The following is a 12,386-nucleotide window of genomic DNA, read 5'->3' on the forward strand; positions in this document are numbered from 1 at the left end:
TGGCTTGTCGACTTCGACAGGCCCTGGTCCCTAAAGGAGAGGACAATGGTTGCGGTAAGAAGTGCACATCTCAATAAAGCTGGGGAGTTTGACCCACAAAAATGGATCGCAAGTCTGGGAATTTCCAGCCAGCAGTCGTGTGAACGCTTAACCGAAACCTGGGCCTATTGTCTGCGCACCACGCAGGGGCATCCCGACGCCGATCTTCTCCTGTGGCGCGGCGTGGAGATGGTTGAAATCCTGTCCATGCTGAACATGGACATCGAAACGCTGCAGGCCGCGCTGCTCTTCCCCCTCGCGGATGCGGACGTCGTCAGCGAAGACGTGCTGCGCGACAGCGTCGGGAAATCCGTCGTCGCGCTGATCCACGGCGTGCGCGATATGGCGGCCATCCGCCAGCTCAAAGCCGCGCACACCGATTCCGTCTCCTCAGAGCAGGTCGATAACGTTCGCCGGATGCTGCTGGCCATGGTGGATGATTTCCGCTGCGTGGTCATCAAGCTGGCCGAGCGTATTGCCCACCTGCGAGAGGTGAAGGATGCGCCGGAAGACGAGCGCGTGCTCGCCGCCAAAGAGTGTACGAACATCTATGCGCCGCTGGCGAACCGCTTAGGGATTGGTCAGCTGAAATGGGAGCTGGAAGATTATTGCTTCCGCTATCTGCACCCGGCGGAATATAAACGGATTGCCAAACTCCTGCACGAGCGCCGCATCGACCGCGAGCACTATATTGAGGAGTTTGTCGGCGGCCTGCGCCAGGCGATGAAAGAAGAGAACGTCCGCGCCGAAGTCTACGGTCGGCCTAAGCATATCTACAGCATCTGGCGCAAAATGCAGAAGAAACACCTCGCCTTTGACGAGCTGTTTGACGTGCGCGCCGTGCGTATCGTGGCGGAGCGTCTGCAGGACTGCTACGCCGCGCTGGGGATAGTGCACACTCACTTCCGTCATCTGCCCGATGAGTTCGATGACTATGTCGCCAACCCAAAACCGAACGGCTACCAGTCAATTCATACCGTGGTGCTTGGCCCCGGCGGTAAAACGGTCGAGATTCAGATCCGCACCAAACAGATGCATGAAGATGCCGAGCTGGGCGTTGCCGCGCACTGGAAATACAAAGAAGGCACGTCCGGCGGGGCGCGTTCAGGCCATGAAGACCGCATTGCCTGGCTGCGTAAGCTGATTGCGTGGCAGGAAGAGATGGCCGATTCCGGCGAGATGCTCGACGAAGTGCGCAGCCAGGTCTTTGACGATCGGGTGTATGTCTTTACGCCGAAAGGGGACGTTGTCGACCTGCCGGCCGGCTCTACGCCGCTCGACTTTGCCTACCACATCCATAGCGATGTGGGGCACCGCTGCATCGGGGCGAAAATTGGCGGGCGTATCGTACCGTTCACCTATCAGCTGCAGATGGGTGACCAGATTGAAATCATTACCCAGAAGCAGCCGAACCCGAGCCGGGACTGGCTTAACCCGAACCTGGGGTATGTCACCACCAGCCGCGGACGCTCGAAAATTCACGCCTGGTTCCGTAAACAGGACCGTGACAAGAATATCCTTGCCGGTCGTCAGATCCTCGACGACGAGCTGGAGCATATCGGAATCAGCCTGAAAGAGGCGGAGAAATTCCTGCTGCCGCGCTACAACTTCAACGAGCTTGACGAGCTGTTAGCGGCCATTGGCGGCGGTGATATCCGTCTGAATCAGATGGTGAACTTCCTGCAGGCGCAGTTCAATAAGCCAAGCGCGGCAGAGCAGGACGCGGCGGCGCTGAAGCAGCTGCAGCAGAAAACCTACGCGCCGCAGCAGCGCAGCAAAGACAACGGCCGCGTGGTGGTAGAGGGCGTGGGCAATCTGATGCACCACATTGCCCGCTGCTGTCAGCCAATTCCCGGGGACGATATCGTCGGCTTTATCACCCAGGGGCGCGGAATTTCAATTCACCGTTCCGACTGCGACCAGCTTGCCGAGCTTCAGTCCCATGCGCCGGAGCGCATCGTGGAAGCGGTCTGGGGGGAAAGCTATTCCGCTGGCTACTCGCTGGTGGTGCGCGTTACCGCCAACGACCGCAGCGGCCTGCTGCGCGACATCACGACCATTCTCGCCAACGAGAAGGTCAACGTGCTGGGCGTCGCCAGCCGCAGCGATACCCGCGAGCAGCTTGCCACCATCGATATGACTATCGAAATCTACAACCTGCAGGTGCTGGGCCGCGTGCTCGGCAAGCTGAACCAGGTGCCGGATGTGATTGACGCGCGTCGTCTGCACGGCGGCTAAGATTTCCCTCTTTTGTAGGCCGGGTAAGGCGTAAGCCGCCACCCGGCATTTTTTCATCAGGACATAACCATGACTCAAATCGACCGCCTGCTCGGCATCATGAAACGCCTGCGCGACCCGGAAAACGGCTGCCCGTGGGACAAAGAGCAGACTTTCGCTACCATCGCCCCGTACACCCTTGAAGAGACTTACGAGGTGCTGGACGCGATTTCCCGTGAAGATTTTGACGACCTGCGCGGCGAGCTGGGCGATCTGCTGTTCCAGGTGGTGTTCTACGCGCAGATGGCGCAGGAAGAAGGGCGCTTTAACTTTGACGATATTTGCGCTGCCATCAGCGACAAGCTTGAGCGCCGTCATCCCCATATTTTCGGTGACGCTACCGCAGGAAACAGCACCGAAGTTCTGGCCCGCTGGGAGCAAATCAAAAGCGCCGAGCGGGCAGAAAAATCCCAGCACTCCGCGCTGGACGACATTCCGCTGAGCCTGCCCGCGCTGATGCGCGCGCATAAAATTCAGAAACGCTGCTCCGCCGTGGGGTTTGACTGGACCTCCCTCGGCCCGGTGCTGGATAAAGTGCACGAAGAGATTGACGAGGTCATGCACGAAGCGCAGCAGGCGGTGGTGGATGAAGCAAAGCTTGAGGAAGAGATGGGCGACCTGCTGTTTGCAACCGTCAACCTTTCTCGCCACCTGGGTGTAAAAGCGGAAACGGCGCTGCAAAAAGCCAACCTGAAATTCGAACGCCGCTTTCGCGAAGTGGAGCGGATTGTCGCCTCACGAGGCCTGGAAATGAGCGGTATTGACCTCGAAGCGATGGAAGAAGTCTGGCAGGAAGTAAAGCGCCAGGAATCTGATCTCTAACGAAATTTTGCGATCAAGCGCAATTTGTGTGATTTTTTAAATGACAAGCGCTTGATTTGCGTCAAAAACATTTACCCAAAAGGGGCTATTTTCTCACTCCTTATGTTTGTCATGGCCTGGAATGGAGACGGAGAATGAAAGTTTGTGGCGCTCGCCGTGTTCGGGTATACTACTTTCCCGTCCTGGTTATTCCATCGTTTCACCCTAACTTCTCAGGTTCAGCATGACAACGAACTATATTTTTGTGACCGGCGGGGTCGTATCCTCTCTGGGTAAAGGCATTGCCGCAGCCTCCCTCGCAGCCATTCTTGAAGCCCGTGGCCTCAATGTGACCATGATGAAACTGGATCCGTACATCAACGTCGATCCGGGCACCATGAGTCCAATCCAACACGGGGAAGTGTTCGTTACTGAAGACGGCGCTGAAACCGATCTGGATCTTGGCCACTACGAGCGTTTCATCCGCACCAAAATGACCCGTCGTAACAACTTCACGACCGGTCGCATCTACTCCGACGTTCTGCGTAAAGAGCGCCGTGGTGATTATCTTGGTGCCACCGTTCAGGTTATCCCGCACATCACTAACGCCATCAAAGAACGCATTGTTGCGGGTGGCGAAGGCCACGACGTGGTGCTGGTTGAAATCGGCGGTACCGTGGGTGATATCGAATCCCTGCCATTCCTGGAAGCGATTCGTCAGCTGGCGGTAGACATTGGCCGTGAACACGCGCTGTTCATGCACCTGACTCTGGTGCCGTACATGGCCGCTGCAGGTGAAGTGAAAACCAAGCCGACTCAGCACTCTGTGAAAGAGCTGCTCTCCATTGGTATTCAGCCAGACATCCTGGTTTGCCGCTCCGATCGCGCGGTTCCGGCGAACGAACGTGCGAAAATTGCATTGTTCTGTAACGTGCCTGAAAAAGCCGTTATTTCAATGAAAGATGTCGATTCCATTTATAAAATCCCGGGCCTGTTGAAATCTCAGGGCCTGGACGATTATATTTGTAAACGATTCAGCTTGAACTGTCCGGAAGCTAACCTGTCTGAATGGGAACAGGTTATTTACGAAGAAGCCAATCCGGCAGGCGAAGTGACTATCGGTATGGTCGGCAAGTACATTGAACTGCCGGATGCCTATAAGTCAGTGATCGAAGCGCTGAAACACGGTGGTTTGAAGAACCGTGTCTCCGTGAACATCAAGCTGATTGATTCGCAGGATGTTGAAACGCGTGGCGTTGAAATCCTGAAAGATCTGGATGCTATCCTTATCCCTGGCGGCTTCGGCTACCGTGGTGTAGAAGGCAAGATCGCCACCGCGCGCTATGCGCGTGAAAACAATATTCCATACCTCGGCATCTGTCTGGGTATGCAGGTTGCGCTGATCGAATTTGCGCGCAACGTAGCGGGAATGGAAAACGCGAACTCTACGGAATTTGTGCCAGACTGTAAGTACCCTGTTGTGGCGCTTATCACCGAATGGCGTGACGAAGAAGGTAACGTCGAAGTCCGTACCGAGAAGAGCGATCTGGGTGGCACCATGCGTCTTGGCGCACAGGCCTGCCAGCTGACTGACGATAGCGTGGTTCGCAAGCTGTATGGCGAGCCGGTCATCACCGAGCGCCATCGTCACCGCTATGAAGTCAACAACATGTTGTTGAAACCGATTGAAGCCGCGGGCCTGCGTGTTGCGGGACGCTCCGGGGATGATCAGTTAGTCGAGATCATTGAAGTGCCAAACCATCCTTGGTTTGTCGCCTGCCAGTTCCACCCGGAATTTACTTCAACGCCACGTGACGGGCATCCGCTGTTTGCAGGCTTTGTGAAGGCCGCCAGCGACTACCAGAAGCGTCAGGCGAAGTAAAAAAAGTTAGAACGGCAACGCGTACCTTTGGTACGCGTTGTTTGTCTGGAGTTTTAGTTTAACTTGTACTGAGGAAAATCTAATGTCCAAAATCGTTAAAGTCATCGGTCGTGAAATCATCGACTCCCGTGGTAACCCGACCGTTGAAGCCGAAGTTCACCTGGAAGGTGGTTTCGTTGGTATGGCTGCTGCTCCATCAGGTGCTTCTACCGGTTCCCGCGAAGCGCTGGAACTGCGCGATGGCGACAAATCTCGCTTCCTGGGTAAAGGCGTACTGAAAGCGGTTGGCGCTGTAAACGGTCCTATTGCTCAGGCAATCATTGGCAAAGACGCCAAAGACCAGGCTGGCATCGACAAGATCATGATCGATCTGGACGGTACTGAAAACAAATCTAACTTCGGTGCGAACGCAATCCTGGCTGTTTCTCTGGCGAACGCCAAAGCAGCTGCAGCAGCGAAAGGTCAGCCACTGTTCGAGCACATCGCTGAACTGAACGGCACCCCAGGCAAATACTCCATGCCTGTACCAATGATGAACATCATCAACGGTGGTGAGCACGCAGACAACAACGTTGATATTCAGGAATTCATGATTCAGCCAGTTGGCGCGAAATCCCTGAAAGAAGCGGTACGTATGGGTTCTGAAGTGTTCCACAACCTGGCTAAAGTTCTGAAAGCTAAAGGTATGAACACGGCTGTTGGTGACGAAGGTGGCTATGCGCCAAACCTGGGTTCTAACGCAGAAGCTCTGGCTGTTATCGCAGAAGCAGTAAAAGCTGCTGGCTACGAGCTGGGCAAAGACATCACCCTGGCGATGGACTGTGCAGCATCTGAATTCTACAAAGACGGTAAATACGTTCTGGCTGGCGAAGGCAACAAAGCGTTCACCTCCGAAGAGTTCACTCACTTCCTGGAAGATCTGACCAAACAGTACCCAATCGTGTCTATCGAAGACGGTCTGGACGAGTCTGACTGGGCTGGCTTCGCATACCAGACTAAAGTACTGGGCGACAAAATCCAGCTGGTTGGTGACGACCTGTTCGTAACCAACACCAAGATCCTGAAAGAAGGCATCGAGAAAGGCATCGTTAACTCCATCCTGATCAAATTCAACCAGATCGGTTCTCTGACCGAAACTCTGGCTGCGATCAAAATGGCGAAAGACGCTGGCTACACCGCTGTTATCTCTCACCGTTCTGGCGAAACTGAAGACGCTACCATTGCCGACCTGGCTGTGGGTACCGCTGCAGGCCAGATCAAAACCGGTTCTATGAGCCGTTCTGACCGTGTTGCTAAATACAACCAGCTGATTCGTATCGAAGAAGCGCTGGGCGAAAAAGCACCATACAACGGTCGTAAAGAGATCAAAGGCCAGGCATAATTGCTTAAGCCTTAAAATGAAAATGCCAGTCGAATGACTGGCATTTTTTTTGGCTATTTAAAATCGACCGCCATTTGCTCCGGAATGGTCAGCCCCTGGGTGGTTTGCACGCAGCGGGCGATATAATCCGTAAAACGGGGCGGCTTAGGCATTCCCATGCTCAGCAGCTTATCGTTGCTGAAGCGCACGTTAAGCGTGGCAAACGCACCGTATAAACGCATGGCTTTCAGCATCAGACGTTCGTTGCACGGGCCAAAAATATGTTTCAACTCGCGGCGCATTCTGACCAGCGTTTCGTAGCTGACCTGGGCATATTTATCACCGACGGGGGCTTTCTCCAGCGCCTGCGCCATTGCCTGATCGATATCCGCAAAGCGAACGCTGTTCTCTTCACCCGCAGAAATGTGCACCACTTCCCCCGGACGCGCGTTGCTGTTCAGCAGCATTAACATCGCGTCAGCGCAATAATCCACCGGAACAACGTCGATCCGGTCTTCCATTGAGCACATAAACTTCTGCAGCATCAGGCCCATGCTAAAGACCCAGAAAATGCTGCTCGACGGCGTGCAGCCGTGACGGGTATGGCCAACGACGATGGACGGACGGGCGATGAGCAGCGGAAGGTTAGGGCACTCCTGGCGCATCAGCTGTTCGATGGTTGACTTCGAAAACGTGTATTCCACCAGGTGTTCAGCATTCTCTCTGAATTCGGCGCTTTCGGCGACCAGGGAATCCTGCTCCGGCGTGCATGACATCGCGGTGCCGACGTGGAGGAAACGTTGTAGCGTTGAAACCTGCTCCATACGGCGCGCCAGCGCCAGCGTTCCTTCAACGTTGACCTTCCAGATGAGCGGGTTATTACCAAATGAGGCGACAGCCGCACAGTTCACGACATGCGTGACCCGATCCAGACGGGGATCGTTCAGAAAGGCTTCAGGCTGGCTGAGGTCGCCAATCAGGATATTATCCACGCTCAGGGAGGCCAGTTTGTCCTCAGGAACGTTGAACTTGCGCATATTCTCCAGCACGCGCTCCAGCCCGCTCTGCGGATCGCCGGCGCGCGCAAGCAAAAGGAGTTCTACGGATCGATCGCTGGTCAGGATTTTTTCAAGAACTGCACCACCCAGAAATCCGGTTACGCCTGTAATCAATAACATCTTCATTAATACCGTCTCATTATGATTGATGAGGCGGATTGTAGGCGCGCAAAAGTAAACGGCATTTAAATAATAAATCGCCGAAACTGGCAGTATCTTAAGCTTATTTTAAGGTAAGGAAATCGGGTGGATATATTGGACATTAGCGGAAGGGTAAAAATTCAGTCTATTAAAATTTAAATTTTAACCTATTGAATTTGATGTTTTTTATGGATGGATTTCCGAATGGTAAAGTTAATTCAAAATGTAATAAATATAATAATTTGTTACACCAAACATTTACCAAATAAATCATTTAAACACCACTTAACGAAAATCAGACAATATAAGCCGCAGGCCGATTTATTTAGCCTGCGAATGATTTTCAGAGCAAAAGCGGAAGCGTGGCGCTGGCTGTTTGCTGGCTAACGTCGCCGTAATGACCATCCAGCGCAATCATGGAAGTGGTCAGCAGCTCGACCAGCAGCATCACCCCAACCTTAGCATTGAGTGCGCCTGCGCTAAGGGGACCCTCAGGTTTGGCGGCAACCAGCAGCATGTCGCTCAGGGACGCCAGCGGGCTGCGGGGCGTATTGCTGAGTGCCAGAACCTGAACGCCGCGCTTGCGGGCAAGCTTCACCACGTGGAGTAAATCCCGCGTTGAACCCGAGCTGGAGATAGCCACCACCAGGGTCTCTTTTGAAAGCGTTGTCGCATTCATGGCCGCGCGGTGCATATCGCTAAACAGCTGTGCGGGTTTCCCCAGGCGCAACAGCTTGTAGTGGAGGTACTCCCCGAGGATCGCGCTGGCCGCAACGCCATAAATCTGCACCGACTGCGCCTGATGCAGCGCCATTGCGGCCTTTTCAAGCAGCGTGCGGTCAAGGAGCCGGGCGGTATCCTGCAATGCCTGCACCGACTCATCAACCACATTATCTATCTCATCTCCCGCCTGACGCGCGGGCTGGCCCTGCTGAATATCCAGCGCAAGCGCCATTTTAAATTCGTTATAGCCCTTGCAGCCCAGCGTCCGGCAAAGACGCGTGACGCTGGCCTCGCTGGTATGGCTCTCGCGCGCCAGCTCGGTGATCGTCAGGTAGAGCACCCGGGCAGGATCGCTGAGGACAAACTCGCCGAGTTTTTGTTGCGTTGGGCTGTACCCGGAAGCCTCCTGGCGGAGCTTCAGCAGCAGATTTTCATGGTCCGACATGCCACGTCCTTAATGTGTTTCGCTGCGACTAGTGTGGCGGAAAGCGGGGGAAAGATGCCAGTCATTTTGAAAAAGTATGATCGTCGTCCTGGTTGTTGAAGATAATTTTCACTATTAATTATTTATGTGGTAAAAATTTTCATCGCTTAATGGGGAGATGAAAAAAATGATGCAAATGTTCAGTGGCGCTTCTTCTGGGGGATGGTTTGAAAAAGCGCAGCGCTTTGGCAAATCCTTTATGTTGCCGATTGCCGTGTTGCCTGCGGCGGGTCTGCTGCTGGGAATAGGCGGCGCGTTATCGAATCCCAACACGCTGGCGGCTTATCCGTTTTTAGACGTGAGCTGGCTACAGGCCATTTTCACCATCATGAGCAGCGCCGGTTCAATTGTGTTTGCGAACCTCTCGGTGCTGTTTGCGGTTGGCGTTGCCGTCGGGCTGGCAAAAAGCGATAAGGGTACGGCCGGGCTGGCGGCATTACTCGCTTTTCTGGTGATGAATGCCACCATCAACGCGCTGCTGATCCTCACCGGCAAACTGGCGCATGAGAACCCGGGGGCCGTGGGGCAGGGCATGACGCTGGGTATTCAGACGCTGGAAACCGGCGTGTTTGGCGGCGTGGTGATTGGGCTGGTGACCTGCACGCTCCATCATCGGTTTAATAAAATTGCGCTTCCACAGTTCCTCGGGTTCTTTGGCGGCTCGCGCTTTGTCCCCATTATCAGCTCGCTGGCGGCGATACTCGTCGGGGCCGCAATGACCGTGGTCTGGCCGCATTTCCAGAAGCTGATTTTTGGTCTGGGCGGGCTGGTGGATGCGACCGGCTATCTGGGCACTCTGCTGTACGGCTTTATTCTCCGTATGCTGGGCCCGTTTGGTCTGCACCACATCTTCTATCTGCCGTTCTGGACCACCGCGCTTGGCGGGAGTGAAATCGTCAACGGCCATCTGGTGGAAGGCACGCAGCGGATCTTCTTCGCCCAGCTGGCCGATCCGTCCACGCGTCAGTTTTACGAAGGCACGTCACGCTTCATGTCCGGGCGCTTTATTACGATGATGTTTGGCCTGCTCGGGGCGTGCCTGGCTATGTACCACACGGCAAAACCGGAGAACAAAAAGCGCGTTGCGGGTCTGCTGCTCTCTGCGGCGTTAACCTCGTTCCTGACCGGGATTACCGAGCCTATCGAGTTCTCGTTCCTGTTTATTGCGCCGGTGCTCTACGTCATTCATGCGCTGTTTGACGGGTTGGCGTTCATGCTCGCACACATGCTGCATATCACCATCGGGCAAACCTTCTCAGGCGGTTTCATCGACTTCGTGCTGTTCGGCATTTTGCAGGGAGAGGCCAAAACCAACTGGATGTTCGTCCCGCTGGTCGGCGTGCCGTGGTTCTTCCTTTACTACTTCACCTTCCGCTACCTGATTAACCGCTTCGATTTTGCTACGCCGGGTCGGGAAAAGGAGGCGATGGCCAATGAAGTTACCTTCTCGCAGAGCGATCGCGCGGTTGCGGTAATCGCCGGATTAGGCGGAAAAGACAATCTGGAAGAGGTGGACTGCTGCGCCACGCGTCTTCGCGTCACGGTGAAAGACGGCAGCAAAGTGAATGACGCGGCGCTGAAAGCCACCGGTGCGCGGGGCGTCATCGTGCGTGGCAACGGTGTTCAGGTCATCTATGGACCGCACGTCACGATTATCAAAAACGAAGTGGAAGAGATCTTATCGTAATGAAAACTGTACTGGATAACCTGAAGGGAAAACTGGTCGTCTCCTGTCAGGCGCTGGAAAATGAACCGCTGCATAGCCCGTTTATTATGTCGCGAATGGCGCTGGCGGCGGCGCAGGGCGGGGCCGTTGCCATTCGTGCCAACAGCGTGGTGGATATCGAGGCCATTAAGCAGCAGGTGTCTTTGCCGGTCATCGGCATCATCAAACGGGATTACCCGGAAAGCGAGGTGTTTATCACCGCCACGATGAAAGAGGTGGATGAGCTCATGAGCGTCTCGCCGGAAATCATTGCGCTTGATGCGACGGCGCGGGAGCGTCCCGGCGGAGAATCCCTGGAAACGCTGGTCTCGCGCATCCGCTCACGCTATCCCGCGGTACTGCTGATGGCGGATATCTCCTCCGTGGACGAAGCCGTGACGGCGCAGGCGCTGGGCTTCGACTGCGTCGGCACCACGCTTTACGGCTATACGGCGGAAACGGCGGGCCATTCGCTTCCCGAGAATGACTGCGCGTTCCTGAAGGCCGTGCTGGCCGCCGTGACGGTTCCCGTAATTGCCGAAGGCAACGTGGATACGCCTGAACGCGCGGCCAGATGCCTGGCGCTGGGTGCGCATACGGTCGTCGTCGGCGGTGCGATCACCCGACCGCAGCAAATCACGGAACGGTTTATGGCGGCGATTGGCGCGCAAAGCACCGATGGAGCATGACCATCAGGCGGGGATCTGCGATACTTATCGTTTATCCCCTTTACTGAGATGACTATGCAGTACCCGATTAACGAGATGTTCCAGACCCTGCAAGGCGAGGGTTACTTTACCGGCGTTCCCGCTATTTTCATTCGTTTACAGGGATGCCCGGTTGGCTGTGCCTGGTGTGATACCAAACATACGTGGGATAAGCTCGCAGATCGGGAAGTGTCGCTGTTTAGCATTCTGGCGAAAACCAAAGAGAGCGATAAGTGGGGCGCGGGCAGTTCCGAAGATCTGCTGGCCATTATTGGTCGTCAGGGCTGGACGGCGCGCCACGTCGTGATTACCGGCGGTGAACCCTGCATCCACGATCTGACCCCGCTGACCGAGCTGCTCGAAAAGAACGGCTACAGCTGCCAGATTGAAACCAGCGGCACCCATGAAGTGCGCTGTTCGCACACCACCTGGGTGACGGTATCGCCAAAAGTGAATATGCGCGGCGGGTATGACGTGCTGTCTCAGGCGCTGGAGCGCGCGGATGAGATTAAGCACCCGGTAGGGCGCGTGCGTGATATCGAAGCGCTGGATGAACTGCTGGCCACGCTGACGGATGAAAAGCAGCGGGTTATTGCCCTGCAGCCTATCAGCCAGAAAGAAGATGCAACGCGCCTGTGCATTGAAACCTGTATTGCGCGCAACTGGCGCCTGTCGATGCAGACGCACAAGTACCTGAATATTGCATAAAAAAAGCCCGGTGGCGCGAGCGCTTACCGGGCGTACGGTTCGATGCTCTTTTAAGCCGGGCAAGCGTCAGCGCCACCCGGCAAGCATCACTCCCCGCGATAGATACAGCCAGCGGTACAGGTCTCTTTGATCATCACCGCGCTCAGCAGCGGTACCAGCGGCTTCATCTGATCCCAAATCCATTTTGCCAGCACTTCGCTGGTCGGGTTTTCAAGGCCCGGGATCTCATTCAGGTAGTAGTGATCCAGCCGATCGTAGGTCGGCTTAAACGCCGCCTTCAGCTCGGCAAAATCCATGATCCAACCGGTATGCGGATCAACTTCACCGGTGATCTCAAGACGCACCATGAACGAATGCCCGTGCAGACGGCCGCATTTATGCCCTTCTGGGACATGCGGAAGGTGGTGGGCGGCTTCGAAGGTGAAATCTTTAAACAGTGTGGTGGACATGATCGCTCTCAGTAATGCGGAAAAAACCGCCGCATAGTACCGGAAAGCACAA

The 12,386-nt window shown here is 55.2% G+C and carries 10 protein-coding genes; 7 read left to right on the forward strand and 3 right to left on the reverse strand.

Going from position 1 to position 12,386, the window contains the following annotated elements; translation table 11 throughout:
• Nucleotides 1–45: 45 nt before the first annotated feature.
• The 4 genes from relA (at nt 46) to eno (ending at nt 6,380) form a co-directional block, all read left to right on the forward strand.
• On the forward strand, nt 46–2,277 hold the full coding sequence (relA, locus tag RVY89_RS01265; protein WP_023309015.1) for a GTP diphosphokinase: 2,232 nt from the start codon (nt 46–48) through the stop codon (nt 2,275–2,277).
• Between the two features lie 69 nt (nt 2,278–2,346).
• Nucleotides 2,347–3,138, forward strand: coding sequence for a nucleoside triphosphate pyrophosphohydrolase (gene mazG, locus RVY89_RS01270; protein WP_149366631.1), 792 nt, complete (start codon nt 2,347–2,349; stop codon nt 3,136–3,138).
• A gap of 223 nt (nt 3,139–3,361) precedes the next feature.
• Nucleotides 3,362–4,999, forward strand: a complete 1,638-nt coding sequence (gene pyrG, locus RVY89_RS01275) for a glutamine hydrolyzing CTP synthase (protein WP_032648095.1) — start codon at nt 3,362–3,364, stop codon at nt 4,997–4,999.
• 82 nt (nt 5,000–5,081) lie between these two features.
• A complete protein-coding gene (eno, locus tag RVY89_RS01280; RefSeq protein WP_484826669.1) occupies nt 5,082–6,380 on the forward strand; it encodes a phosphopyruvate hydratase in 1,299 nt (432 codons plus the stop codon).
• Between the two features lie 53 nt (nt 6,381–6,433).
• Here eno and RVY89_RS01285 read toward each other — a convergent pair whose 3' ends face one another.
• Together RVY89_RS01285 and RVY89_RS01290 are read right to left on the reverse strand one after the other, a co-directional pair.
• A complete protein-coding gene (locus RVY89_RS01285) occupies nt 6,434–7,543 on the reverse strand; it encodes an SDR family oxidoreductase (RefSeq protein WP_484826670.1) in 1,110 nt (369 codons plus the stop codon).
• Between the two features lie 358 nt (nt 7,544–7,901).
• Nucleotides 7,902–8,726, reverse strand: a complete 825-nt coding sequence (locus RVY89_RS01290; protein WP_371897914.1) for a MurR/RpiR family transcriptional regulator — start codon at nt 8,724–8,726, stop codon at nt 7,902–7,904.
• Nucleotides 8,727–8,892: 166 nt separating this feature from the next.
• On the opposite strand from RVY89_RS01290, the gene RVY89_RS01295 reads away from it, so the two are divergent.
• Genes RVY89_RS01295 through queE form a run of 3 tightly spaced genes read left to right on the forward strand, consistent with a single transcriptional unit; the run spans nt 8,893 to nt 11,885 of the window.
• Nucleotides 8,893–10,452 carry a PTS transporter subunit EIIC gene (locus tag RVY89_RS01295; protein WP_484826671.1) on the forward strand — a complete coding sequence of 520 codons (1,560 nt, stop codon included), beginning with the start codon at nt 8,893–8,895 and terminating at the stop codon, nt 10,450–10,452.
• Nucleotides 10,452–11,159 carry an N-acetylmannosamine-6-phosphate 2-epimerase gene (locus RVY89_RS01300; RefSeq protein WP_484826672.1) on the forward strand — a complete coding sequence of 236 codons (708 nt, stop codon included), beginning with the start codon at nt 10,452–10,454 and terminating at the stop codon, nt 11,157–11,159. The genes RVY89_RS01295 and RVY89_RS01300 overlap by 1 nt, the downstream gene beginning before the upstream one ends.
• A 54-nt stretch (nt 11,160–11,213) precedes the next feature.
• The gene (gene queE, locus RVY89_RS01305; protein ID WP_023309006.1) at nt 11,214–11,885 is read left to right on the forward strand and encodes a 7-carboxy-7-deazaguanine synthase QueE; all 672 of its coding nucleotides are present in this window, start codon (nt 11,214–11,216) and stop codon (nt 11,883–11,885) included.
• 86 nt (nt 11,886–11,971) lie between these two features.
• Here the strand turns inward: queE and queD are convergent, their stop codons facing one another.
• A complete protein-coding gene (gene queD, locus RVY89_RS01310; protein ID WP_111965448.1) occupies nt 11,972–12,334 on the reverse strand; it encodes a 6-carboxytetrahydropterin synthase QueD in 363 nt (120 codons plus the stop codon).
• Nucleotides 12,335–12,386: the final 52 nt, after the last annotated feature.

The sequence above is a fragment of the Enterobacter sp. 3U4 genome (assembly GCF_057224565.1).